The following is a 24,659-nucleotide window of genomic DNA, read 5'->3' on the forward strand; positions in this document are numbered from 1 at the left end:
AGATGCAAGAGAAAAACGATCAGATTATCCGCACAGATTATGCGGAGATTATGCAGAAATCATATATTGACTATGCCATGAGCGTCATCATCGCCAGAGCGCTTCCAGATGTCCGGGATGGTTTAAAACCGGTACAGAGAAGAACGTTGTACGATATGTATGAACTGGGAATACGTTATGACCGGCCTTACCGTAAGTGTGCGAGAATCGTGGGAGATACCATGGGTAAGTATCATCCCCATGGGGACAGCTCGATTTATGAAGCTTTGGTGGTTATGGCCCAGGAGTTCAAAAAAGGCCAGACTTTGGTGGATGGCCATGGAAATTTCGGTTCCATCGAGGGAGATGGAGCGGCTGCCATGCGATATACAGAGGCACGGCTTCAAAAGCTGACTCAGGAGGTCTATCTGGCTGACCTGGACAAAAACGTGGTAGATTTTATACCAAATTTCGATGAGACGGAGAAGGAACCGGAAGTGCTGCCTGTGAAGATTCCCAATCTGCTTGTCAACGGAGCGGACGGAATCGCCGTGGGAATGGCTACCAGCATCCCGCCCCATAATCTGGGGGAGGTGATCGACGGGGTCAAGGCTTACATGAAGAATAACGACATCACCACGAAAGGGCTGATGCGCTACATCAAAGGGCCGGATTTTCCCACGGGAGGAATCGTAGTAAATCAGGATGAGCTGAGAAAAATCTACGAGACTGGGAGCGGAAAGATTCGTCTGAGAGGAAAGGTGGAGATAGAAAAAGCCAAGGGAGGCAGACTCCACCTGGTTATCACAGAGATTCCTTATACCATGATCGGCGCCAACATCGGAAAATTTCTCAATGATGTGGCCACCTTGGTGGAGTCCAAGAAGACGACTGATATCTTAGACATTTCCAATCAATCCTCCAAAGAGGGAATTCGCATTGTGCTGGAGCTGCGCCGGGATACGGATGTGGACAACCTGGTCAATATGCTGTATAAGAAGACTCGTTTGGAGGACACCTTCGGAGTGAACATGCTGGCGGTGGCAGATGGAAGGCCGGAGACGCTGAGCTTAAAGCAGGTGGTGGAACACCATGTGGAATTTCAGTTTGAGATTGCCAATCGGAAGTACCGGACTTTGTTGGACAAGGAGCTGGAAAAGAAAGAGGTCCAAGAGGGACTGATGAAGGCGGTAGATGTCATCGACTTAATTATCGAAATTCTGAGAGGCAGCAAGAATCAGCAGCAGGTGAAGAAATGTCTGACCACTGGTGAGACGGAAGGGATTCGTTTTAAGTCCAAGGCAAGCCAGAAAGCGGCGGCTCAGCTTCGATTCACAGAGCGCCAGGCCACGGCAATCCTAGAGATGCGGCTGTACCGTCTGATTGGTCTGGAGATGGAAGCTTTGTTGAAGGAGCATGAGGCTACGCTAGAGCACATAGCCAAGTATGAGGACTTGCTGAATAACTATGATTCCATGGCTCAGGCGATCATGAATGAGCTGGACGCGGTGAAAAAAGAGTTTGGAAGGAAGCGCAGGACCGCTCTGGAAAATGCGCAGGAAGCGGTCTTTGAGGAGAAAAAGATCGAGGAGATGGAAGTGTGGTTCCTGATGGACCGTTTTGGTTATGTGAAAACCATAGACCGGCAGACTTATGAGAGGAATAAGGAGAATGCCTGCAGCGAGAGTAAGTATCTGTTTTCCTGCATGAACACGGACCGGATCTGTATTTTTACGGATGCAGGAAGGATGCACGCAGTCAAGGTCTTGGATATTCCACTGGTGAAGTTCCGAGATAAGGGGGTTCCAGTGGATAATCTGAGCAACTATAACAGCCAGGAGGAACAGATTCTCTACGTGGCGGGTATGGAGGAGCTGAAGCACTCTCAGCTTTTGTTTGCGACACAGAAAGCCATGCTGAAGCAGGTGAGCGGACAGGAGTTCGATGTGACCAAGCGGACGATTATGGCCACGAAGCTGACAGAGGGCGACAAGGTGATTTTTGTAGCTCCTTCAGATGCCATGGAGTATGTTGTTTTGCAAAGCACACAAGGGTATTTTCTACGTTTTCTGAAGCAGGAGGTTCCCGAGAAGAAAAAAGGGGCCATCGGCGTGAGGGGAATGCGCTTAGGAGAGCAAGACCAACTGGAACATGCCTATTTGTTGGAAGGACATACGGAGTATACGATTGAGTATAAGGAAAAGAAACTTACGCTGAATAGACTACGTCTGGCGAAGAGAGACACCAAGGGCACCAAGAGTCGTGCATAGCTGGAAAATGCTGCTTGATTTTCTGGTCCGTTGGTGTTACAATGAATAAGATGTAAATGAGACTGACAACGTAGGAGTGGACCGAGAGGTCCACTCTTTTATGTGAGAGGGAAAGATAGGTGGTGAGAAATTGAGCAGAAAAGAAGTCTATGAGCAAAGAGCAGAGGAGATGATACTCCCTCTAGTGGAAGCTCAGCGATTTGAGCTGGTGGATGTAGAGTATGTCAAGGAAGCCGGAAACTGGTATCTCAGAGTGTATATTGACAAAGAAGGAGGAATCACCGTAGACGACTGTGAATTGATCAGCCGTGCGTTCAGCGATCTACTGGATGAGGCGGATTTTATTGAAGACAGTTATATTCTGGAAGTGAGTTCCCCGGGACTTGGACGTCCTTTAAAGAAAGAGAAGGACTATGCCAGAAGCATGGGGAAGGAGCTGGAGATCAGAACTTATCGCCCCATCGATAAACAAAAAGAATTTTATGGTATTTTGCTTGCATATGATAATAATAGTGTGACCATTGAAGAACAAGATAAGACCAGGAGGACCTTCGAAAAAAAAGAGATCGCCCTAATCCGCCTGGCCATTGATTTTTAGTTTAGGAGGAAAAAAGAAAAATGAACACAGAGTTATTGGGAGCATTGGAGATTTTGGAGAAAGAAAAGAACATCAGCAAAGACACTTTGTTGGATGCGATTGAGCAATCCTTAATCCAGGCCTGTAAGAATCACTATGGAAAGGCGGACAATGTCAAGGTCAGCATTGACCCTCAAACTTGTGATTTCAGTGTGTACGCAGAGCGTACAGTGGTGGAGCAGGTAGAAGATCCCGTGATGGAGATTTCCCTGGAGAACGCGTTGAAGATCAGCGCCAGGGCAGAAGTCGGCGATGTGATTAAAGTGCCGATTAACTCCAAAGAATTTGGCCGTATTGCTACCCAGAATGCCAAAAATGTGATTCTTCAGAAGATCCGCGAGGAGGAACGAAAGGTACTCTACAACCAGTATTACGGCAAAGAGAAGGATGTGGTTACGGGTATTGTTCAGAGAAATCTGGGCAAGAATGTGAGTATCAATCTGGGAAAAGCGGATGCTCTTCTCAACGAGAACGAGCAGGTTAAGACAGAGGTGTTCCATCCGACAGAGAGAATCAAAGTTTATATCCTGGAAGTAAAGGATACGCCGAAAGGTCCGAGAATCTTGGTGTCCAGGACACACCCTGAGCTGGTAAAGAGACTTTTTGAGTCAGAGGTGGCTGAGGTGAGAGAGGGAATTGTGGAGATCAAGAGTATTGCCCGGGAAGCTGGTTCTAGAACTAAGATTGCAGTGTGGTCCAACGATCCGGACGTAGATCCGGTGGGAGCTTGTGTCGGAATGAACGGGGCGAGAGTGAATGCGATTGTCAGTGAGCTTCGAGGAGAGAAAATTGATATCATCAATTGGAGTGAGAATCCTGCGATCTTGATTGAAAATGCTCTGAGTCCTGCGAAGGTTATCGCCGTGATGGCGGACCCGGATGAGAAGACGGCTCTGGTTGTGGTGCCGGATTACCAACTTTCATTGGCAATCGGAAAAGAAGGACAGAATGCGCGCTTGGCAGCCAGACTGACAGGATTTAAGATCGACATTAAGAGTGAAACTCAGGCCAAGGAGGCAGGAGACTTCTATGACTATGAAGACGATGAATATGAGGATGAGTATGAAGAGTTCGAAGAGTCAGAAGAAGCGGAAGAGTTTGCTAGGCCAGCAGAAGAGCTGAGCGAAGACGGGGAAGTTCTTGATCTGAATGAATACGGTTACGAAAAGGAGACCGGGGAAGATGAAGACGAGAGGTAAAGTGCCCATGCGCCAGTGTACTGGATGCAGGGAGATGAAGAATAAGAAAGAAATGATGCGGGTGCTGAAGACTGGAGAAGGGGAGATCCTGCTGGACACGACGGGACGCAAAAACGGCCGGGGCGCATATTTGTGCTATAGTCTGGAATGTCTGGAAAAGGCCAGGAAGAATAAGGGGCTGGAGCGTTCGCTGAAGACAGAGATTCCCCAGGAAGTCTATGAAAGACTCGAGAAGGAGTTCGAAGAGATTGAACAAAAATAAGATAAAATCTCTGATCGGCCTTGCAACAAAAGCCAGAAAGGTGGTCAGCGGTGAGTTCTCTACGGAGAAGGCGGTAAGAAGCGGTCAGGCAAAACTGGTAGTGATTGCCGAGGACGCGTCTGACAATACGAAAAAGAAATTTCGAAATATGTGCGCGTATTACCAGGTACCTTTCGAAGTGAGCCATACAAAGGAGGAACTTGGCCATTGTATGGGTAAAGAGTATCGTGCCAGTCTGGCAGTGTTGGATGAAAATTTTGCAGGCGCAATTTTGAAGATCACGAAGGATGACCCGAAATATTAGGAGGGAGTGAGTCCGGCATGGCAAAAATAAGAGTGCATGAGTTGGCCAAGAAACTGGAGCGGACGAATCGAGAGGTTATGGACGCGCTGAAAGGAATTGGCGTTGATGTAAAGAGCCATATGAGCAATGTGGAAGATACACAGGCAGAGAAAATCAGAGAAAAATTTAAGATGACAGGAAAGGAACAAAAAGTGGAATCACCAAATAACGAAAAGAACTTAAACAAGCAGGAGGAGACTCCGAAGAAAAAGAAAAATATTATCCGTGTTTACCACGCGCAAAATGCCAGCGACGGCGGCAGGAGAAAGCAGGGCGAGCGCAAGAAAGGCGACAGAAGACCGGGACAAGGAAGACCGCAGAATTCAAATCGACCGGCCCAGAATGCGGCTGTAGGAAAGCCTCAGGGAGAAAGGGCAGCGGAAAACCGGGAAAATAATTTTAGAGGAAACAATAATCAAGGAGGCGCACCCAGAAACGGTGAAGGCCGTCCTGCACAGAGTCGTCAAGGCGGACGCCAGGAGGGCCAGGGAAGGCCGCAGAACAGAAATAATAATAGCAGTAACCGTTCCCAGGACCGTCAAGGCGGCCGTCAGGAAGGGCAGGGAAGACCGCAGGGCAGAAATGGAGGAAACAGCTCCGGCCGTTCTTTCCAGGAACGACCGAATAACCGCCAGGAAAGCCAGGGAAGACCGCAGAGCCGCAGCGGTGGAAGACCTGTAAAACGCCAGGAGCAGGATGTCTTTGTAGCTGAGATGACGAAGCCGTCTAAGGAAGGCAAGAGAGACAGAGACAATAAGAGAGATAATAAGAAAAAAGATTACGATAAGAGCAGCCGCAGGCCAAATCAGGGCGGAAAAAGACCGAATATGCGTCTTCCAAAAGCTCTGCAGAAACCGACGCCTCAGCAAAAGCCGGAGGAGAAAAAGCCGGAGATCAAGGAGATTACGCTTCCAGAGAAGCTTACCATCCGGGAATTGGCAGAGAAGATGAAAATGCAGCCTTCCGTTATTGTCAAAAAGCTGTTTTTGGAAGGAATCATGGTGACAGTAAACCATGAGATTGATTTTGAAAAAGCTCAGGAGATTGCTTTAGAATACGATATCATCGCGGAGCAGGAAGAGAAAGTCGATGTGATCGAGGAGCTGCTAAAAGAGGAAGAGGAAGATGAGACTACGCTGCAGTCACGTCCGCCGGTAGTCTGTGTTATGGGACACGTAGACCACGGTAAGACTTCCCTGTTGGATGCAATCCGAAACACCAATGTAACTGACAGAGAAGCCGGTGGAATCACACAGCATATTGGAGCCTATGTGGTAAAGATCAACGGACAGAAGATCACCTTCCTGGATACGCCGGGACATGAGGCTTTTACAGCGATGAGGATGCGTGGCGCCAATGCCACAGATATCGCTATCTTAGTGGTGGCGGCAGATGATGGAGTGATGCCTCAGACAGTGGAGGCAATCAGCCATGCGAAAGCGGCGGGAATCGAAATCATTGTAGCGATCAATAAAATCGACAAGCCAAGCGCGAATGTAGAGCGTGTAAAACAGGAGCTGTCAGAGTATGAATTGATTCCAGAGGATTGGGGCGGAAGTACGATTTTTGTACCGGTGTCTGCTCACACAGGGGAAGGAATTGACAATTTGCTAGAGATGATACTGCTCACTGCGGAGGTCTGCGAACTGAAAGCAAATCCAAAACGTGCGGCGAGAGGGTTGGTCATTGAGGCAGAGCTGGATAAAGGAAAAGGACCGGTTGCTACGATTCTGGTGCAGAAGGGTACTCTGCATGTGGGCGATTTCATCGCAGCCGGAGCGTCTTCCGGTAAAGTACGCGCGATGATGGATGACAAGGGCCGCCGTGTGAAAGAGGCCGGACCATCCACGCCGGTGGAGATTTTAGGACTTTCTGATGTGCCCAACGCAGGAGAAATCCTGGTGTCCTTTGACAGCGATAAAGAGGCGAAAAACTTTGCCAGTACCTTTGTATCTGAGAACAAAAATCGTCTGCTGGAAGACACGAAGGCGAAATTGTCTTTGGATGATCTGTTCAGTCAGATTCAGGCGGGCAATTTAAAAGAGCTTCCAATCATCGTTAAAGCCGATGTGCAAGGTTCTGTGGAGGCAGTAAAACAGAGTCTGACCAAGCTGTCCAATGAAGAAGTTGTGGTGAAGGTCATCCACGGCGGCGTGGGTGCCATCAATGAGTCAGATGTCACTTTGGCGGCGACTTCTAATGCAATTGTAATTGGATTTAACGTGCGTCCAGACGCTTTGGCGAAGCAGTTGGCAGAGCAGGAAGGCGTAGATCTTCGACTGTACCGCGTCATTTATCAGGCGATTGAGGATGTGGAAGCCGCTATGAAGGGAATGCTGGACCCAATTTATGAGGAGAAAGTGATCGGTCATGCGGAAGTACGCCAGACCTTTAAGGCGTCCGGAGTGGGAACCATCGCGGGAAGCTATGTGCTAGATGGAATCTTCCAGAGAGCCTGCAAGATTCGCATCAAACGGGAAGGCGAGCAGATTTATGAGGGAGCTTTGGCCTCTCTGAAACGTTTCAAGGACGATGTAAAAGAAGTAAAGGCAGGCTACGAGTGTGGTCTGGTATTTGAAGACTTCAATGATATCAAAGAGGAAGACCAGGTAGAAGCATACATTATGGTGGAAGTACCAAGATAGGGGATTGAGTGACTATGAGAAAGAACAGCATAAAAAATACCCGTGTCAATACCGAGGTGCTCAGAGAGCTCAGCAACATTATCCGAAATGAAATCAAAGATCCCAGAATCCACCCTATGACTTCGGTCATGGCGGTGGAGGTGGCACCGGATTTGAAGACCTGTAAGGCATACATCAGTGTGTTGGGAAATCAGGAAGCGCAGGAAGAGACCATGGTCGGCTTAAAAAGTGCGGAGAGCTATGTGCGCCGGCAGCTAGCCAGAAATCTGAATCTGCGCAACACGCCAGAAATTCGTTTTCTCTTAGATCAGTCCATTGAATATGGAGTTCATATGTCAAAGCTGATCGATGAGGTGGCAAAAAAGGATGCTTCTGGGACGGAGATAGAGGAATAAAGGTAAGTATTATGAATAGAATTGCAGATATCTTAGAGAATATTAAGACAGTGGGAATCGCCGGGCATGTCAGACCAGACGGAGACTGTGTGGGAAGCTGTATGGGACTGTATCTGTATCTAAAAGAATGGTATCCTCAGATTGAGGCGGATGTTTATCTAGACCGTCCGAGGGAGGTGTTTTCTTATCTGTCCGGCATGGATGAAATACGGACGGAGTGTTCTGGTGAAAAAGAATATGATTTATTCATTACTTTGGATGTCAGCAGCTTAGACCGTTTAGCTTTAGCAGGCACATGTTTTGAGAAAGCAAAAAATACCCTGTGTATTGACCACCATGTCAGCAATCCAGGCTTTGCGAAAATCAATCATATTGAAGGTGATGTGGGGTCGGCTTGTGAGGTGCTCTACACACTTTTGGAGCCTGAGAAGGTGACGCGTCCAATTGCGGAGGCACTGTATACTGGGATGATTCATGATACCGGTGTATTTCAGTATTCCTCCACAACGCCGAGAACGATGAGAATCGCTGCATGTCTGATGGAAACCGGCCTGGATTTTAAGCGGATTATCGAGAGCTCTTTTTATGAAAAGACCTATGTCCAAAATCAGGTAATGGGAAGGGTTCTGGCTGAGAGCATTTTGATTATGGATGGAGCCTTCATCATAGGATATCTAAAGCACAAGGATATGGATTTTTACGGAATTACCTCCAAAGACCTAGATGGAATCGTCAGCCAGCTTCGTCTGACTAAGGGCGTGGCGGCGGCCATGTTCCTATATGAGTATGCCAGCCAGAGCTTTAAGGTGAGTCTGCGTTCCAACGGAAATGTGGATGTCAGCAAGATCGCCGTGTATTTTGGTGGCGGCGGCCACATGTATGCGGCAGGGTTTGAGATGCAGGGAACTCTCTATGATGTGATTAACAATGTAAGCCAGCATGTGGAAAGACAGCTCTCGGGAGAGTAAGGACTATGGACGGCGTAATCAATATCTATAAGGAGAGAGGCTTTACTTCTCATGATGTGGTAGCAAAACTAAGAGGGGTTCTCAGACAGAAAAAAATCGGCCATACAGGTACCCTTGACCCTGATGCTGTGGGTGTGCTTCCCGTGTGTCTGGGAAAAGGTACAAAAATCTGTGAATTTCTCTCAGACGAGGATAAAACTTATCGGGCAGTCCTACGCCTGGGAGTTACCACAGATACCCAGGATCACACGGGGAAGGTTTTGAGAGAACGAAGCGTTGACGTGACTGAGGAACAGGTCAGGGAAGTGATTGAGGAGTTTGAGGGAAAACAGATGCAGCTTCCTCCCATGTATTCCGCACTGAAGGTCAATGGAAGAAAACTCTATGAGCTGGCCCGGGAGGGACGGGAAGTAGAAAGAAAGGCTCGGGAAGTCTATTTTTATGAGATAGAGATTCTGAGAATAGAGTTACCACTGGTGGAGATGAAAGTGACTTGTTCTAAAGGGACCTATATACGGACCCTATGCCATGACATTGGTGAAAAGCTGGGCTGTGGCGGTTGTATGCAGGAGCTGACTCGCACAAGAGTCGGAACCTTTTATCTGGAGGACAGTCTGACGCTAGCACAGGTGGAAAGGCTGGCCCGGGAGGGAACACTGGAACAGGAGGTGGTTCCGGTGGAAGAGATGTTCCAGGGGCTTTTGAGAATCTGCTGTCCGGAGAGTTTGGATAAATGTGTTCACAATGGAAATCCGGTCTCGGTCAGTGACCTGGGGAGATACTTTCAAGGACAGATTCGCATGTGTGACAGCCATGGCGTTTTCATTGGGATTTACCAGTGGAGAGAGGACAGGAAGCGTTATTATCCTGTCAAGATGTTTTATCCTTGAAAATGACAGGAGTTATTATGGACTATCAGAAGAACATAGAAAAGATACCCCAAGTCTTACGGTGTGCAGTGACATTGGGCAAATTTGACGGTCTACATCGGGGACACCAAAAATTAATACAAAGAGTTTTGGAGAAAAAAGAACAGGGACTGAGTGCGGTAGTATTCGCATTTGATCAGAGTAATCGAATGATACTAAGCCACGAGGAAAGAAGGGCAAAACTAGAGACCATGGGAGTTGACCTCTTTTTGGAATGTCCTTTGAATGAGAGGCTGCGGCATATGTTGCCAGAAGTTTTTGTGAAGGAGATTCTAGTAGACAGGCTTCATGTGGGTTTTCTAGCCGTGGGACAGGATTTCCGATTCGGATATGAGCGAAAAGGAAATGCTCAGTTGTTGCAGAAAATGGGGCAGCAGTATGATTTTCAGGTGGAAGTGATTCCAGATGAGACAGATGGGAAACGAAAGATTAGCAGTACCTATGTGAGAGAACAATTGAACGAGGGAAAGGTGGAAAAGGTCGCCGAGCTGTTGGGAGAATACTTTTCCACTACCGGAGAGGTTCTTCATGGCCGTGGGCTTGGACACCGAAAATTGATGCCTACGACCAATCTGGTTCCGCCGAAGGAAAAGCTGATGCCGCCTAATGGCGTCTATATTACGAAATCCAGATTTGGAGATCAGCAATTCCATGGGATAACCAATGTAGGTTATAAACCGACAGTCGGGGCTGAAGAGTTTTTGGGAGTGGAAACTTATCTGTTTCACTGTGACCAGAACCTATATGGGCAGAAATCAGTGGTATCATTCTTGAAATTTTTGCGGCCTGAAAGAAGGTTTGATTCTTTAGAAAAATTAAAAGCGCAGTTGATGGCAGACATTGAGAAAGCTCAGAACTACTTTGAAGAGACTTCGAAAAATGTCGACTGTTAGGCTGTGAAACAGATATACATCAAGGAGAAAGTATAAGAATGGAAATATTACTTGGATTAATGGGAGGCTTAGGGCTTTTTCTGTTTGGCATGAAGCTGATGAGTGATGGCTTAGAGAAAGCAGCCGGGGCCAAAATGAGAAGTATTTTGGAATTCTTTACAAAAAATACAATTAGAGGAATCCTTGTGGGAACGTTTTTTACGGCAGTTATCCAGTCATCCAGCGCGGCGACAGTCATGACGGTCAGCTTTGTGAATTCCGGGCTGATGAACCTGTATCAGGCAGCAGGTGTCATCATGGGTGCAAACATTGGAACAACAGTTACTTCCCAGTTGATTTCTTTTAACCTCTCAGCGCTAGCGCCACTGTTCGTGATCGCAGGCGTTGTGATGTATATGTTCTGTAAAAGACAAAAGATACAGAACATAGGAATGGTAATTCTGGGATTTGGAGTTCTGTTCATGGGGATGACCACCATGTCCAGCTCCATGTCTACATTGAAAACAGATCCAGTAGTCTTAGAGACCATGAGTTCTCTGACGAATCATTATCTGGCGATTTTAGTGGGAATTGTAGTGACAGCAGTTTTACAGAGTTCATCTGCGACTGTAGGAATTGTGCTGCTGTTAGCTAACCAGGGGCTATTGGACATTCGTATTTGCTTTTTTATCATTTTGGGATGCAACATCGGTTCATGTGTCTCAGCGATGTTAGCGAGTCTGAACGGAAAGAGGGATGCGAAGCGGACAGCGTTGATTCATCTTTTATTCAATATTATAGGGACCATCATCATCTTCCTTGTGTTGACGGTTGCTCTAGAGCCGATTACTGCATTTATTCAGAATATTTCAGGACATAATCCGGGACGTGAGGTAGCGAATGCGCATACGTTGATTAAGATTACGGAAGTTATTATTCTGGCTCCTTTTGTGAAACAGATTGTGCATTTGACGCATTATATCCTGCCGGAGAAGAAACATAAAAATGCGCAGCCGAAAGAAGACAACTATGGCCTACAATTTATCGGAGCGAAATCTATTCTCTCTCCGGCTACAGCTGTGTTTGATGCCACCAGAGAGCTAGAACACATGGGCAACATGGCAGTTACCAATTTGCAAAGAGCAATGAACTCTTTGATTACTCTGGATGAGGATGAAATTCAGGAAGTTTGCAAGGTTGAGAAGAATATTGACTATCTCAACCATGCAATCACAGATTATCTGGTGAAACTGAACCAGACGACTCTCCCAGTGGACGACGCAAAGAGTATCGGAGGTTTGTTCCATGTGGCCAATGACATTGAGAGGATTGGAGACCATGCAGAAAATGTGGCGGAAGCCGCGGCTATGAGAAAGTCTCAGAATATTGTGTTTAGTCCTCAGGCTCAAAAAGAGATGGGAGAGATGCTGGATTTGGTGATTAAGGTGACGGCCTATGCTTTAGATATGTTCTCCAATAATAATCAAGAACATATGCAGGAGATTTTAGATTTGGAAAATCAAGTGGACGAGATGGAACGTATGTTTCAGGAGAATCATGTACAGCGTCTGACGAGAAATGAGTGTACGCCGTCTGCGGGAATGATTTTTTCAGATATTATTTCCGGTCTGGAGCGTGTGTCTGACCATGCTACAAACATTGCGTTTTCCCTGTTGGAGAAAGACCCAGATGAGATGCAGAAAAATGCGACAGCGGCCGGTTAAAAAAATTGTTTACAGATTCTGTGAGCTATGGTATACTCGGATAGTACGAGTTTAGCCCGCATTCAGAGACTGGACACTCCGACCACCTCTTAGTGCATGGCGATTAGAAAATATTTATGAGGAGGAAATCAAAATGATTTCAAAAGAAAAGAAAGCAGCAATTATGAAAGAATATGCAAGAAGCGAAGGTGACACAGGTTCACCAGAGGTACAGGTTGCTATTCTGACAGCGAGAATCGAGGAACTGACAGAACACTTAAAAGAGCATCACAAAGACCATCATTCCAGAAGAGGTCTTCTGAAAATGGTCGGACAGAGACGTGGACTGTTGGCTTACCTGAAAGAAAAAGATATCGAGAGATATCGTGCTTTAATCGAGAGATTAGGTTTAAGAAAATAAGAGTAAGACGTAAGGCAGGGGGCGGATGTATTTTATCCGCCCCTTTAGCGCAAAGACGGAAGTAATTTCCGAGACTACTGAAAAGGCTATATCTTTTAGGAAATGGATGTGGATTTTTCAGTTGTTTCGGACTTCTGTCGGCAGTTTTAGAAAAGGAGAAGAGAACATGTACAAAAGTTTTTCAATGGAATTAGCAGGCAGGACCTTGACTGTGGATATTGGCAGAGTTGCAAAACAGGCTAACGGTGCTGCGCTGATGCACTACGGAGATACCACAGTGCTCTCCACCGCGACGGCGTCTGATAAGCCGAGAGAGGGAATCGACTTCTTTCCTCTGAGCGTGGAGTATGAGGAGAAAATGTATGCTGTGGGCAAAATTCCAGGTGGGTTTAACAAAAGAGAGGGAAAGGCCAGCGAACATGCTGTCCTGACTTCGAGGGTAATTGACCGTCCCATGCGTCCGTTGTTTCCGAAAGATTACCGCAACGATGTGACGTTGAGTAATATGGTGATGTCTGTAGATCCAGAGTGTAATCCTGAGATTCCAGCTATGTTAGGGTCTGCAATCAGCACTTGTATCTCAGATATTCCATTTGATGGTCCTTGTGCGACCACGCAGGTGGGACTTTTGGACGGAGAATTTATCATCAATCCCAGCCTGGCACAGAAAAAAATTTCTGATTTACAGTTAACGGTAGCTTCCACCAGAGAAAAGGTGATTATGATCGAAGCTGGAGCTAATGAGCTTCCAGAAGATAAAATGATCGAGGCGATCTATCTGGCACACGATGTGAACCAGGAGATTATTAAGTTTATCGACAAAATTGTAGAAGAGTGCGGAAAAGAGAAGCATAGTTATGAGAGCTGTGCGGTTCCGGAAGAACTGTTCCAGGCAATCAAGGAGATTGTGCCTCCGGAAGAGATGGAAGTTGCGGTATTTGCCGATGAGAAGCAGATTCGCGATGAGAACATCCGTCAAATTACGGATAAATTAGAAGAAAAATTTGCCGACAACGAGGAGTGGCTGGAAGTCCTCGGGGAGGCAATCTATCAGTATCAGAAGAAGACTGTGCGCAAGATGATTTTAAAAGACCACAAGCGTCCTGATGGCAGAGCAATTAACGAGATTCGTCCGTTGGCGGCGGAGGTGGATATTATTCCGAGAGTTCATGGTTCTGCGATGTTCACACGCGGTCAGACGCAGATCTGCACGGTGACCACATTGGCGCCGCTGTCCGAGGCTCAGAGATTGGATGGCCTGGATGAATTTGAGACTTCTAAGCGCTATATGCATCACTATAACTTCCCTTCCTACTCTGTGGGTGAGACAAAACCGTCCCGTGGTCCGGGACGCCGTGAGATCGGACATGGAGCTCTGGCAGAGCGTGCTTTGGTTCCGGTGCTTCCGACAGAGGAAGAGTTTCCGTATGCAATCCGTACGGTTTCTGAGACTTTTGAGTCCAACGGCTCAACTTCTCAGGCGAGTATCTGTGCGTCTACGATGTCTTTGATGGCGGCTGGCGTGCCAATCAGAAAACCGGTTGCAGGAATTTCCGCAGGTCTGGTTACGGGAGAGACGGATGACGATTATCTAGTGCTGACGGACATTCAAGGGCTGGAAGACTTCTTTGGTGACATGGACTTTAAGGTGGCAGGTACTCATGACGGTATCACTGCCATTCAGATGGATATCAAAATTCATGGTCTGACTAGACCGATTGTTGAGGAAGCGATTCGCCGGACAAAAGAGGCAAGGGAGTATATATTGACGGAAGTTATGGAAAAATGTATCCATGAGCCGCGAACCAGTGTTGGGCCTTATGCGCCGAAGATTGTGCAGATCCAGATTGATCCCCAGAAAATCGGCGATGTGGTTGGGCAGAGAGGAAAAACCATCAACACGATTATTGATGAGACTGGCGTGAAGATTGATATTACCGATGACGGCGCTGTGTCTGTCTGTGGTTTGAATCAAAAAGATATGGACGAGGCCGTTCGTCTGATTAAGGTAATCACCACGGATTTTGAGGCTGGACAGGTATTTACGGGTAAAGTGGTAAGCATTAAGGAATTTGGTGCATTTGTAGAGTTTGCTCCTGGAAAAGAGGGAATGGTACACATTTCTAAGATCTGTAAAGAGCGGATTAATCGCGTGGAGGATGTATTGACTTTGGGTGATAAGGTAAAAGTCGTATGTCTGGGCAAGGACAAGATGGGCAGATTCAGTTTCAGTATGAAGGATGTGCCAAAGGAAGAGGCGTAATTCTTTATCGTAAATGTTGGCATTGGTGTTTCAGCATATAAAAGGGGAGTTATACAGGGCGGCAGTCCCTGGACTTCCCTTTTTGGGTTATAGGAAAGATCTTGTCATACTGATGCATGATAGTTCATTTTTGTAACCTAAAACATTCGGCTGAGGATGCGCTCAAATCGTCATTAGATTTCAGAAAGAGTCTTTTTAGGAGATGAATCATGAGATATCACAACATAACCAAAGATGATATGCTAAACGGCGACGGACTTCGGGTCGTCTTGTGGGTGGCGGGTTGTAGTCATGGCTGCAAAGATTGCCAGAATCCCATTACTTGGGACCCCCAAGGTGGATTGCCGTTTACGGAGGAAGAAAAGAAAGAGATTTTTCAGGAGTTGGATAAGGCCTATATCTCTGGGATTACTTTTAGTGGAGGGGACCCTCTACATCCCGCCAATATTCGGGAGGTGACAGCTTTAGCTAGGGAAATACGGCAGAGATATCCAGAGAAGACGATCTGGCTGTATACCGGTTATCTCTGGAAAGAGATTGTAGATTTGGAGATTGTGAATTATTTGGATGTCGTGGTGGATGGGAAATTTATCTCAGCTCAGAAAGATATCACACTGCCTTGGAGGGGCAGCAGCAATCAGAAAGTGATAGATGTTCCGTCCACTTTAAAAGAAGGTAAAATTGTACTTCAGGAAGAATAGAGGAGGCTGTGAATGAAGAGAGTCGGAAGATTTCATAAGGTGAGTGAGAAGAGGTTTCTGGAGGACTGGAAGGATACTTTTGGGGAAGTGCAGGAAGAAGAGGTTCAGAAAATCTACGGAGATATTAGGCTGCCTCAGAGAGCTACGTCGGGTTCTGCCGGATATGATTTTTTTTCACCGGTGGATTTTACTTTGCAGCCGGGGGAGACTGTGAAGATTCCCACAGGAATTCGCGTGGAGATGGAACCAAACTGGGTTTTGAAATGTTACCCTAGAAGCGGCTTGGGATTTAAATTTCGTCTTCAGATGAACAATACGGTGGGAATTATTGACAGTGATTATTTTTATTCAGACAATGAAGGGCATATCTTCGCGAAACTGACCAATGATACGAACGAGGAGAGGACGGTAGCGTTGAAGGCTGGGACAGGCTTCATGCAGGGAATCTTCGTGGAATATGGTATTACCTTTGACGATGATGTGACGGATATAAGAAATGGCGGCCTGGGAAGCACGACAAAGTAGGCTGCTGGTAACAGTTCAGCCATACAGTGTACGGGAAACATACTTGTATATTTTTGTGAGCAGACATCTGTATAAACTGAGCGCCTTTTTATGAGAAAAACAGTGGCGTCAGCCAAGATAAGCACGCAGCACGGTTTTACGAATGGCGCTGGCTGACCTGTTACGGTTACTGAAATGGATTTTGGGAAAGTTCTTGAAAAAACTTTTTCCTTTTGCTAAAATAGTTTGGTATTCAAAGTAATAATCCGGGAGGGATAAAGGATGATAGTGGAACCAAAAGTTAGGGAATATATTTGTACGACGGCGCATCCGGCAGGATGTGAGGAAAATGTGAGAGAGCAGATTGCCTATGTAAAAGCTCAAGGGCCGAAAGCGGGGCCTAAGAAGGTGTTGGTGATCGGAGCATCCACGGGCTATGGGCTGGCATCCCGCATCACGGCAGCCTTTGGATGTCAGGCGGCGACTCTGGGGATTATGTTTGAACGCCCGGCCAGTGGCAAGAGAACGGCGACGGCAGGCTGGTACAACACCGCGGCTTTTGAGAAATTTGCAACGCAGGACGGTCTCTATGCGAAGTCCATCAACGGAGACGCGTTTTCTGCTGAGGTGAAGAAACAGGCGATTGATATCATCCGCAGAGATTTGGGACAGGTGGACTTGGTGGTCTACAGTCTAGCGGCGCCTAGGAGATCGGCAGATGGAGTTACCTATTCTTCCACACTGAAGACGGTAGGCAGCCCTTTTACGGAAAAGAGTATTGATCTTAGAACCAATGAAATCGTGACGAAGAGTGTAGAGCCGGCCACAGACAAAGAGATCGAAGGAACCATAAAAGTCATGGGCGGAGAAGATTGGGAGGACTGGATAAAAGTGCTTCAAAAGGCAGGTGTTTTGGCGGAAAATGCAAAGACAGTGGCTTATTCCTATATTGGCCCTGAACTGACTTATCCGATATATACTCATGGAACCATCGGGCAGGCAAAGAATCATTTGCAGAAGACTGCTGAGAAGATGAACCAGGAGCTGAATGGGGTCACAGCGGTGGTCTCAGTAAATAAAGCTCTGGTGACGCAGGCGAGTTCAGCGATTCCGATTGTGCCCTTGTACCTGTCAATTCTCTATAAGATCATGAAGGAGCAGGGTAGCCATGAGGATTGCATTCGGCAAATGGACCGTCTATTCCGCACAAAGCTTTTGGAGAATCCCATGCCGGTGGACCAAGAAGGAAGGATTCGCATGGACGATTGGGAGTTGGACGAGAAAGTGCAGGCTGAGGTGATGAAGGTCTGGGCAATGATGTCAACGGAAAATCTGAAAGAGGTCTCCGATATCGACGGATATTGGGAGGACTTCTACAAGATGTTCGGATTTCGCTTTGAACAGGTGGATTACAGCCAAGACGTGGATGTGGACGTGAGAATTCCGAGTTTAGAAGAAAATTGAATCTGTATCGAGAAAGAGGACAGTCTGGAAAAGGACTGTCCTTTTTGTAATAAGAAAGAAAACTTTCTCCCATTCGATTGAAGTTTAGAGCTTTCCGATCTCCTTTAAAATTCCTAAGGTCACTTCCAATTCCTCTTCTGTAGCGGGAGCCAAAGGGCGGCGGCTAGGGCCGATCTTGACACCTGAGACTTTTTCCACAGCAGGTCTAAGGATGGAGTTAGGGAGGATTCTTCCGTTTTGTCCGCAGGACTTGCAGAAGCGATACAACGGTTCGAAGCTGTTTTTGGCATCCTCGTTTCGTCCCTCCTCGAAGGCTTTGAATATTTCACGAATCTCTTTTCCGAAGATATGAGCGCCTCCGGTGACAATACCCATGGCACCCTGGATGATGGTGGGTAGCAGCATGATATCGTCGCCGTTGAAGACCACGAATTCTGGATTCACATCGCGGGTGGCCAGCAGGAAGTCTGTCACCTGAGTGGGATTTACCCCGGCTTCGTCTTTGATGCCGATGATGTTGTCAATTTTGGCCAGTTCGTGTACCACTTCCGCCTCCATATTGATACCTACGAAAATAGGGATGTTGTATAGCATGATTTTGCAGGTGGTACTTTCAGCCACTGCTTTGAAGTGGGTGTAAACTCCGTCCATGGTAGGCTTATTGTAGAATGGGCAAACAACCATAGCCAGCTCGATTCCCAGCTTTTCAGCCGCTTTTGTCAGTGCGATGGTTTCTTTTGTGGAAGCACATCCGGTGCCGGCGATGACAGGAACACGTCCGTCGGCGGCTTTCAGAGCAGTCTCCATCAGTTTCACGCGTTCGTCAAAGGTGAGCAGGGATGCTTCGCCGGTGGTACCGGTCACAATGACGGAATCACAGGAGCCTGTCTCAATCAGATAATGGATGAGCTGTGCATAGGCCTCATAATTGACCTTTTCATTTTCATCGTAAGGTGTGAGAACAGGTACCAATACCTTTCCATATTTCTTAGTGAATTCTTCTCTTGTCATGTTTCATTTCCTCCTTTTGAGTTTTAGGCACTCTCTTTCTGAGAGGGCATTTGATAAATTGATTGATGAATTTTTAATATTCATCAGATGAATTTATGATATATCAAGAAAAAAGAAAAATCAATAGTTACTTTTTCATAAAACAAGTTTACATTTCTTATGAAATATCACGATTAATTTTCTGCTCAAAACAGAAAATATTTATATGAATTTTGTTAATTATAGAAAACATACAAAAGTTAAAACGCTTTTTTGTCAGAAACATCGAAACGCAAGAGAATAAAAGACATCTGTTGCAAGAATTCCGTGGTCGTCCTATAATAGACACAGTCATCGGATAACATTTTTGGTTTTCAAGAAAATCATCAGATAACATTGACAATTAAGTGTGATGTGATATGATTACTCATATAAAAGTTACCGGAACCTATGAAAAAGACAGGTTCCGGAGGAATAGCTTATAACATTGTACGGATTGGAGAGTGGGATACTGATGAAAAAAGAGAGAGAAATCAATGTAATTGATAATGTGGCGGGAGAGTTGATACAGCGTATCAAAGATGGGGTGTATTCCATAGGAGATAAGCTTCCTACAGAGAAAGAGCTGTGTCAGATGTTTGAGGTGAGCCGGTCAACGCTCCGGGAGGCGATCAGTATCGTCCGGGCCAAGGGCTATATCGAGACACGGCATGGAAGTGGCTCCTATGTCATCGCCACCAATGTGGAGACCAAAGAGAGTGTCGAAGAGTGGTTTGCGCTTCGAAAATCGCAGCTGAATGATTTTTTTGAGGTCCGCTGTACCGTGGAGGTCATGAATATCAGGTATGCGATTATGCGTAGAACTGACGAGGATATTGAGAGAATCAAACAGATTCACAATGCGTTTGAAAATGCGATCATGAGGGGAGACGCGGAAAAAATGTCTGTCCTAGATGAGAAATTCCACATGGAGCTGGCGCGCGTCAGCGGAAATTCTCTGCTGATCGAGATGAACCGCATCATTGCAAAGGCATTGCGTCCATATCGCAGAAAGTCCTTTGGAATTTCTGAAAACGCGATTCATGCGCTGGTTCCCCACGGCAAAATTATTCAGGCATTGGAGGAAAGAGACCTCGGCGCAGGAGTACAGGCGGTGGAGGAACACATCGACGGGTCTTTGGCCGACATTGCAGCGGCGGCGGAGAAGAGCGGGGACGAGAGAGAAAGCAGTGAGGTGGATGTAACAAAATAACGTAGACAGTGATCGTCATTCTTCCTCGGAGATGGGCACGAAAAGCCGGTGAAGCAGCAAATTTACGAGAAAAAGATGCTTTACAGGCTGTGAACAGGCAGCAAGGAGCCGAAGTGGGCTTGTCTGCTTTGTTTAAGTCTGGAAGGAGTCTGAAAAGATGGGAGGAGAATGACATGAAGAAAAAACTGGTGGGGATTGCGTTATGTGCGGTTCTAATGCTGAATGCGGCAGCCTGCGGGACGAACGAGACTCCAGATGTGGTGAAAATTGGGTTCGCAGGGACACTTTCAGGGGAGAATGCACTTGTGGGACAGTACCAGAAAAACGCGATTAAAGTGGTGGAAAATGAGTTAGCCGAAAATGATGGGTGTATTGAGATTATGGGAAAACCAGTGAAGGTGGAGATTGTTCTCGAGGACACTGAGGCAAAGGCTGACACCTGCACGAATGTTTATAGAAAGTTTATTGATGACTATGATTGTACTGCGATTGTCGGTCCCAATGAGAGCTCTAGTGCACTGGCAGCATGCCCGGTAGCTCAGGAGGCGGAAGTGCCTACAGTGGCAGTTTTTGCCACCAATGAAGAGGTGACAAACGTCGGAGACTACATTTTCCGTGCCTGCTATGTGGACGATTTTCAAGGAAAAGTTGCCGCGTCGTTTGCGATTTCTGAATTGAAGGCAAAGACAGCGGCGGTCTTGTTCAGCAATGCAGATGCTTACTCGAAATATTTGAAAGACGCCTTTGTAGAGGAATTCGAGGCGAAGGGCGGTGAAGTTGTGGCTATCGAGCAGTATGCTGGAGCCGATGTAAAAGACTTCAATGCTCAGCTTATCAACATCGCTGCAAAAAAACCGGAAGTCTTGTTTTTGCCCAACCAGGTGGGTGAGCTTCCCCTTCAGATACAGCAGGCCCGTCAGATGGGAATTACAGCTTCGTTCCTGGGCGGAGATTCCTGGGATTTGAATACGCTGGTGGAGGTAGCCGGAGAAGATATGGTGGAAGGCGCCTACTATGTGGCTCCGTTCAGCAGTTCGGACAGCAGCGAGGCGGCTCAGTCCTGGGTTGAGGCTTACAATGAAGTAGCCGGTGAGAATCCAGGGTCCCACGCGACCTTGGCGTATGAAGCTTTACATATTGTTCTAGATGCACTTACCAAAATCGAGACCTTCGAGGGCTCCGCTTTGCGGGATGCCCTATTTGAAACAGATATGGTTCTGCCATCAGGTAGAGTCACGATGGATGAGAACGGAGACCCAGAAAAAGGGGCTGTGATTCTTCAGTATCAAGGTGGAGTCGGAGAATACGTGACGACGATCGCCGCAGAGCAGAAGGAATAGTTGCCTGAAAAATATCTGTGTGGCAAAAAAAATTCTCGCTGCTGCTGGCAGTCTGTTGAAGAAAAGTCAACGGCAGCGAAGACGCGGGAGGTATGATTTATGGTACAAGTCGTGCAGCTTTTAGTGTATGGCCTTCAGGTGGGCAGTATCTATGCCCTGCTGGCAATCGGCTATACACTGGTCTATGGAATTATCAAAATGATTAACCTGGCACATGCGGATTTTATGATGTTAGGGGCATTTACAGCTCTGTTTCTCTGTCAGTGGCTGACAAGCTCCGGTGTCGTGTTGTGGTTGTCTATTCTTATCGCACTGCTGACAATGGCAATTGTCGGCTTGATTGGGGTTTTCGTGGAACGGGTGGCGTACAAGCCTCTGCGTAATCGGCCGACTCTGTCAAGTCTGGTTGCAGCCATTGGCGTCAGTATGTTTCTACAAAATTTCCTGCGCTGTATTCCGGCAGTAGGGCCGACTCCTCAGGCATTTCCTGTCATGTTTACGTCGGGAAGCCTCTCTTTGGGGCCAATCACTGTCTCAGCGATTCAGATCGTCGTGATCGGTGTGTCCTGCGTGCTGATGGCGTTTATGCAGTTTTTGGTCTCCAAGACTGCTATCGGAAAACAGATGGTGGCAGTCTCCTGTGATAAGGATGCCTCCGCACTTATGGGAATCAATGTGAACAAGGTGATCTCCATCACTTTTTGCATTGGCTCCGCTCTGGCGGCAGTCTGCGGAATTCTCTATGCCAGTGTCTATCCTTCTATCCATGTCTATATGGCTACGACCATTGGAAATAAGGCATTTATCTCAGCAGTGCTTGGTGGAATCGGAAACATCAAAGGAGCTATGCTAGGTGGTCTTTTGCTGGGAATGATCGAGGTTATGTTACAGTCCTTTGACTCGAGTATTTCCTACGGGGCGTCCTTTGTGATTTTAATCCTGGTTCTTCTGTACAGACCAGCAGGTTTACTGGGAACTACTGTTACAGAAAAAGTGTGAGGTGGCCATATGAGTAGAGTAAAAGGATGGATGAAACGAGAGTACCTGATTTTTATTGGTCTGTATTTGTTGGTACTTATCTTAAACTATACCGGAGTGATAAACAATTACTTGCTTCAAGTCATCATGCTGGCGGGGGTGAACATCATTGTTACGCTGAGTCTGAATCTGGTAAATGGGGTCACAGGGCTGTTCTCTATCGGACATGCGGGATTTATGGCTGTCGGTGCCTATGTAGCTGCGGTGATCTCCACGACGCTTATGTCGGCTTTGGAAATTTCGTCTAAAGATTTCCTGGCAAATGGGATTCTGCTGCTGGCACTGATCGGCGGCGGTCTTGTTGCCGCAGGTGGAGGTTTTTTGATCGCGCGTCCTACTTTAAAGGTAAAAGGAGATTATCTGGCGATTGTCACCTTGGGATTTGGTGAGATTATCCGTTCTGTGATTCGGCTGATTGATTATGTAGGAGGAGCGAGGGGAATGATCGGCATTCCAAAGATTACCAATTTCACCTGGGTGTTTCTGGTGGTGCTGTTGGCAGTGTACTCGTCCAGGAATTTTATAAAATCCACTTATGGTCGTTCCTGTCTGGCGATACGGGAAAATGAGATTGCGGCGGAGGCCATGGGGACGGATGCAAGAAAATATAAGACCATTGCGTTTACTTTTTCAGCTTTCTGGGCTGGAATCGGCGGCGGTCTGTTTGCTCATCTGTTGATGTTTATCAGCCCGGATACCTTCGCCTATTCAAAATCCACAGATCTTCTGGTATATCTGTACGCTGGAGGCGTGGGGACCATCACAGGAGCTGCTGCTGGAGCGTTTTTGATGACGCTACTGCCAGAGCTATTAAGATTCCTGGATGATTGGAGATTGGTGATCTATGCCTTAGTATTGCTGTATGTGATTATCTGGCGTCCTTACGGAATCAGTGGAGGAAGAGAACTGAAGTTTTTGGGAATCCAGACATTTACGGGCAAAGATCGATCTTTGTGGTCAAGGTTACGGAAAAGGAAGAAGGAGGCAACACAGCGATGAGTGTTTTGGAGGCAAAAAATGTGGGAATTACCTTTGGTGGTCTAAGAGCGGTCAACGACTTTAACCTCACATTGGAGCAGGGAGAACTTGTGGCGATCATTGGGCCAAATGGGGCGGGAAAGACTACAAGCTTTAATATGCTGACCGGAATCTATAAACCCACAGACGGGGACATTTTGATCGAAGGTCAGTCGATCTTAAAAAAACAGCCCCATGAAATCAGCGCGATGGGAGTAGCCCGAACTTTCCAAAATATCCGTCTGTTTGGCAAGTTGAGTGTGCTGGACAATGTAAAGGTGGCTATGAAGTGCAAGACCACCTATGGGTTTGCAGACGCGATTTTCCGTACCCAGAAATACAGAAGGGAAGAACAGATGATTGAGGAAAAAGCGTCGGAGCTGCTAGAGCTGTTTCACATGGAAAAGATCAGCGGCCTTCAGGCAGGGAACCTGCCTTATGGGGAACAGAGAAAACTAGAGATCATCCGTGCATTGGGTACTGACCCAAAGATTTTATTTTTGGATGAACCGGCAGCGGGAATGAATCAGGTGGAGATTGAGGACGTGATGAATGTGATTGCTCAGGTAAGGCAGAAGTTTGATATTACAGTGCTTTTGATCGAACATCACATGAGCATGGTGATGAAAATCGCTGAGAGAATCAAGGTTTTGGATTTTGGGGAAACCATCGCGGAAGGAGCTCCGGAGGAGATTCAAAAGAACCCCTATGTCATTGAGGCCTATTTGGGAAAGGGGGAGAGTGGACAGTGATAAAACTAAAAGTAGAAAATTTGTCGGTCTCCTATGGGGCGATCAATGCAGTGCGCGGCGTTAGTTTTGAGGTGAATGAAGGAGAAATTGTGGCGCTGATTGGAGCCAATGGAGCGGGAAAGACTACGATTCTGCGCACGATCACGGGACTGGAACGGGCAAAAGGCGGGTCCATTTTTTTTGAAGGAAAGGAGATTATTCGCCAGAAAGCCTATATCACGGCACAAAAAGGAATTGCCCATGTGCCGGAGGGACGCAGAATCTTTACAGAGCTGTCGGTGTACGACAATTTGATGATGGCTGCGCAGCGCCGCAAGGAGGGAGTGAAGGAGAGTTTAGAAAATGTCTATGATATTTTTCCGCGGCTGAAGGAGAGACGGACGCAGCCAGCAGGAACTCTCTCTGGGGGCGAGCAGCAGATGCTTGCCGTGGGCCGCGCGCTGATGACGACTTCGTCTTTGGTGCTTTTGGATGAACCGTCTATGGGACTGGCGCCCATTGTGGTGAATGAAATTTTTGCAGTAATCAGACGGATTAATGAGCAGGGCAGGACGGTTCTCTTAGTGGAACAAAATGCGCAGATGGCATTGGCGACGGCTCACCGGGCTTATGTGTTGGAGACCGGAAAGGTGACGAAGAGTGGGGATGCGAAAAAACTATTGGCGGACCCTTCCATCAAGGAAGCTTATCTAGGATGCTGAGTACAAAGACACAA

23 protein-coding genes are annotated in these 24,659 nt (G+C 46.9%); 22 read left to right on the forward strand and 1 reads right to left on the reverse strand.

The features are described from left to right. Positions 1–2: 2 nt before the first annotated feature. The 16 genes from BLHYD_RS06715 to fabV all read left to right on the forward strand — a co-directional run bounded on the left by BLHYD_RS06715 (position 3) and on the right by fabV (position 17,555). Positions 3–2,249 (forward strand): DNA gyrase/topoisomerase IV subunit A, encoded by a 2,247-nt coding sequence (locus BLHYD_RS06715; protein WP_005946516.1) that lies wholly within the window; start codon positions 3–5, stop codon positions 2,247–2,249. Between the two features lie 130 nt (positions 2,250–2,379). Further along, positions 2,380–2,847 carry a ribosome maturation factor RimP gene (gene rimP, locus BLHYD_RS06720; protein WP_005946518.1) on the forward strand — a complete coding sequence of 156 codons (468 nt, stop codon included), beginning with the start codon at positions 2,380–2,382 and terminating at the stop codon, positions 2,845–2,847. 20 nt (positions 2,848–2,867) lie between these two features. After that, positions 2,868–4,085, forward strand: coding sequence for a transcription termination factor NusA (gene nusA, locus BLHYD_RS06725; RefSeq protein ID WP_005946520.1), 1,218 nt, complete (start codon positions 2,868–2,870; stop codon positions 4,083–4,085). Beyond that, positions 4,069–4,347 carry an RNase P modulator RnpM gene (gene rnpM / locus BLHYD_RS06730; RefSeq protein ID WP_005946522.1) on the forward strand — a complete coding sequence of 93 codons (279 nt, stop codon included), beginning with the start codon at positions 4,069–4,071 and terminating at the stop codon, positions 4,345–4,347. The genes nusA and rnpM overlap by 17 nt, the downstream gene beginning before the upstream one ends. Then, complete coding sequence (locus BLHYD_RS06735) at positions 4,334–4,651, forward strand: L7Ae/L30e/S12e/Gadd45 family ribosomal protein (RefSeq protein WP_005946524.1); 318 nt, start codon at positions 4,334–4,336, stop codon at positions 4,649–4,651. Before rnpM ends, BLHYD_RS06735 begins: the two co-directional genes overlap by 14 nt. Before the next feature lie 17 nt (positions 4,652–4,668). Beyond that, positions 4,669–7,335 carry a translation initiation factor IF-2 gene (infB, locus tag BLHYD_RS06740; protein WP_005946527.1) on the forward strand — a complete coding sequence of 889 codons (2,667 nt, stop codon included), beginning with the start codon at positions 4,669–4,671 and terminating at the stop codon, positions 7,333–7,335. A gap of 14 nt (positions 7,336–7,349) precedes the next feature. Continuing rightward, positions 7,350–7,730, forward strand: a complete 381-nt coding sequence (gene rbfA, locus BLHYD_RS06745; protein ID WP_005946529.1) for a 30S ribosome-binding factor RbfA — start codon at positions 7,350–7,352, stop codon at positions 7,728–7,730. Positions 7,731–7,741: 11 nt separating this feature from the next. Then, positions 7,742–8,698 (forward strand): DHH family phosphoesterase, encoded by a 957-nt coding sequence (locus tag BLHYD_RS06750; protein ID WP_005946532.1) that lies wholly within the window; start codon positions 7,742–7,744, stop codon positions 8,696–8,698. Positions 8,699–8,703: 5 nt separating this feature from the next. Beyond that, the gene (gene truB, locus BLHYD_RS06755; protein ID WP_005946534.1) at positions 8,704–9,588 is read left to right on the forward strand and encodes a tRNA pseudouridine(55) synthase TruB; all 885 of its coding nucleotides are present in this window, start codon (positions 8,704–8,706) and stop codon (positions 9,586–9,588) included. A gap of 17 nt (positions 9,589–9,605) precedes the next feature. Further along, the gene (locus tag BLHYD_RS06760) at positions 9,606–10,520 is read left to right on the forward strand and encodes a bifunctional riboflavin kinase/FAD synthetase (RefSeq protein WP_021845964.1); all 915 of its coding nucleotides are present in this window, start codon (positions 9,606–9,608) and stop codon (positions 10,518–10,520) included. Between the two features lie 38 nt (positions 10,521–10,558). Beyond that, positions 10,559–12,223 carry a Na/Pi cotransporter family protein gene (locus tag BLHYD_RS06765; RefSeq protein WP_005946537.1) on the forward strand — a complete coding sequence of 555 codons (1,665 nt, stop codon included), beginning with the start codon at positions 10,559–10,561 and terminating at the stop codon, positions 12,221–12,223. Between the two features lie 133 nt (positions 12,224–12,356). Continuing rightward, positions 12,357–12,623 carry a 30S ribosomal protein S15 gene (gene rpsO, locus BLHYD_RS06770; protein WP_005946539.1) on the forward strand — a complete coding sequence of 89 codons (267 nt, stop codon included), beginning with the start codon at positions 12,357–12,359 and terminating at the stop codon, positions 12,621–12,623. A gap of 166 nt (positions 12,624–12,789) precedes the next feature. Then, positions 12,790–14,886 (forward strand): polyribonucleotide nucleotidyltransferase, encoded by a 2,097-nt coding sequence (locus tag BLHYD_RS06775; RefSeq protein ID WP_040350417.1) that lies wholly within the window; start codon positions 12,790–12,792, stop codon positions 14,884–14,886. Between the two features lie 209 nt (positions 14,887–15,095). Further along, positions 15,096–15,587 (forward strand): anaerobic ribonucleoside-triphosphate reductase activating protein, encoded by a 492-nt coding sequence (nrdG, locus tag BLHYD_RS06780; protein WP_005946542.1) that lies wholly within the window; start codon positions 15,096–15,098, stop codon positions 15,585–15,587. Between the two features lie 12 nt (positions 15,588–15,599). Further along, on the forward strand, positions 15,600–16,112 hold the full coding sequence (locus BLHYD_RS06785; RefSeq protein ID WP_005946543.1) for a dCTP deaminase/dUTPase family protein: 513 nt from the start codon (positions 15,600–15,602) through the stop codon (positions 16,110–16,112). A gap of 261 nt (positions 16,113–16,373) precedes the next feature. Then, complete coding sequence (gene fabV / locus BLHYD_RS06790) at positions 16,374–17,555, forward strand: enoyl-ACP reductase FabV (protein ID WP_005946544.1); 1,182 nt, start codon at positions 16,374–16,376, stop codon at positions 17,553–17,555. An 84-nt stretch (positions 17,556–17,639) separates the two neighbouring features. Here the strand turns inward: fabV and dapA are convergent, their stop codons facing one another. Beyond that, on the reverse strand, positions 17,640–18,566 hold the full coding sequence (gene dapA / locus BLHYD_RS06795; RefSeq protein WP_021845960.1) for a 4-hydroxy-tetrahydrodipicolinate synthase: 927 nt from the start codon (positions 18,564–18,566) through the stop codon (positions 17,640–17,642). A 493-nt stretch (positions 18,567–19,059) separates the two neighbouring features. Between dapA and BLHYD_RS06800 the strand changes: the two genes are divergently transcribed. The 6 genes from BLHYD_RS06800 to BLHYD_RS06825 all read left to right on the forward strand — a co-directional run bounded on the left by BLHYD_RS06800 (position 19,060) and on the right by BLHYD_RS06825 (position 24,645). Then, positions 19,060–19,797: a FadR/GntR family transcriptional regulator gene (locus BLHYD_RS06800; protein WP_005946547.1), complete on the forward strand. Its 738-nt coding sequence runs from the start codon at positions 19,060–19,062 to the stop codon at positions 19,795–19,797. A gap of 173 nt (positions 19,798–19,970) precedes the next feature. Continuing rightward, the gene (locus BLHYD_RS06805; RefSeq protein WP_260784516.1) at positions 19,971–21,137 is read left to right on the forward strand and encodes an ABC transporter substrate-binding protein; all 1,167 of its coding nucleotides are present in this window, start codon (positions 19,971–19,973) and stop codon (positions 21,135–21,137) included. Positions 21,138–21,236: 99 nt separating this feature from the next. Continuing rightward, positions 21,237–22,136, forward strand: a complete 900-nt coding sequence (locus tag BLHYD_RS06810) for a branched-chain amino acid ABC transporter permease (protein WP_005944772.1) — start codon at positions 21,237–21,239, stop codon at positions 22,134–22,136. Between the two features lie 9 nt (positions 22,137–22,145). Further along, complete coding sequence (locus BLHYD_RS06815; protein ID WP_005944775.1) at positions 22,146–23,174, forward strand: branched-chain amino acid ABC transporter permease; 1,029 nt, start codon at positions 22,146–22,148, stop codon at positions 23,172–23,174. Further along, positions 23,171–23,944: an ABC transporter ATP-binding protein gene (locus BLHYD_RS06820; protein ID WP_005944777.1), complete on the forward strand. Its 774-nt coding sequence runs from the start codon at positions 23,171–23,173 to the stop codon at positions 23,942–23,944. Before BLHYD_RS06815 ends, BLHYD_RS06820 begins: the two co-directional genes overlap by 4 nt. Further along, positions 23,941–24,645 carry an ABC transporter ATP-binding protein gene (locus BLHYD_RS06825; protein ID WP_005944780.1) on the forward strand — a complete coding sequence of 235 codons (705 nt, stop codon included), beginning with the start codon at positions 23,941–23,943 and terminating at the stop codon, positions 24,643–24,645. Before BLHYD_RS06820 ends, BLHYD_RS06825 begins: the two co-directional genes overlap by 4 nt. Positions 24,646–24,659: the final 14 nt, after the last annotated feature.

Origin of the sequence: Blautia hydrogenotrophica DSM 10507 (genome assembly GCF_034356035.1) — a bacterium.
GTDB lineage: Bacteria > Bacillota > Clostridia > Lachnospirales > Lachnospiraceae > Blautia_A > Blautia_A hydrogenotrophica.

Coding starts and splice junctions, on each gene's coding strand:
- BLHYD_RS06765 (WP_005946537.1), top strand. CDS start 10,559: ATGGAAATATTACTTGGATTAATGGGAGGCTTAGGGCTTTTTCTGTTT.
- rbfA (WP_005946529.1), top strand. CDS start 7,350: ATGAGAAAGAACAGCATAAAAAATACCCGTGTCAATACCGAGGTGCTC.
- BLHYD_RS06815 (WP_005944775.1), top strand. CDS start 22,146: ATGAGTAGAGTAAAAGGATGGATGAAACGAGAGTACCTGATTTTTATT.
- fabV (WP_005946544.1), top strand. CDS start 16,374: ATGATAGTGGAACCAAAAGTTAGGGAATATATTTGTACGACGGCGCAT.
- rpsO (WP_005946539.1), top strand. CDS start 12,357: ATGATTTCAAAAGAAAAGAAAGCAGCAATTATGAAAGAATATGCAAGA.
- nrdG (WP_005946542.1), top strand. CDS start 15,096: ATGAGATATCACAACATAACCAAAGATGATATGCTAAACGGCGACGGA.
- BLHYD_RS06750 (WP_005946532.1), top strand. CDS start 7,742: ATGAATAGAATTGCAGATATCTTAGAGAATATTAAGACAGTGGGAATC.
- BLHYD_RS06820 (WP_005944777.1), top strand. CDS start 23,171: ATGAGTGTTTTGGAGGCAAAAAATGTGGGAATTACCTTTGGTGGTCTA.
- BLHYD_RS06805 (WP_260784516.1), top strand. CDS start 19,971: ATGAAGAAAAAACTGGTGGGGATTGCGTTATGTGCGGTTCTAATGCTG.
- dapA (WP_021845960.1), bottom strand. CDS start 18,566: ATGACAAGAGAAGAATTCACTAAGAAATATGGAAAGGTATTGGTACCT.
- nusA (WP_005946520.1), top strand. CDS start 2,868: ATGAACACAGAGTTATTGGGAGCATTGGAGATTTTGGAGAAAGAAAAG.
- BLHYD_RS06785 (WP_005946543.1), top strand. CDS start 15,600: ATGAAGAGAGTCGGAAGATTTCATAAGGTGAGTGAGAAGAGGTTTCTG.
- infB (WP_005946527.1), top strand. CDS start 4,669: ATGGCAAAAATAAGAGTGCATGAGTTGGCCAAGAAACTGGAGCGGACG.
- BLHYD_RS06810 (WP_005944772.1), top strand. CDS start 21,237: ATGGTACAAGTCGTGCAGCTTTTAGTGTATGGCCTTCAGGTGGGCAGT.
- truB (WP_005946534.1), top strand. CDS start 8,704: ATGGACGGCGTAATCAATATCTATAAGGAGAGAGGCTTTACTTCTCAT.
- BLHYD_RS06775 (WP_040350417.1), top strand. CDS start 12,790: ATGTACAAAAGTTTTTCAATGGAATTAGCAGGCAGGACCTTGACTGTG.
- BLHYD_RS06760 (WP_021845964.1), top strand. CDS start 9,606: ATGGACTATCAGAAGAACATAGAAAAGATACCCCAAGTCTTACGGTGT.
- BLHYD_RS06715 (WP_005946516.1), top strand. CDS start 3: ATGCAAGAGAAAAACGATCAGATTATCCGCACAGATTATGCGGAGATT.
- BLHYD_RS06800 (WP_005946547.1), top strand. CDS start 19,060: ATGAAAAAAGAGAGAGAAATCAATGTAATTGATAATGTGGCGGGAGAG.
- rnpM (WP_005946522.1), top strand. CDS start 4,069: ATGAAGACGAGAGGTAAAGTGCCCATGCGCCAGTGTACTGGATGCAGG.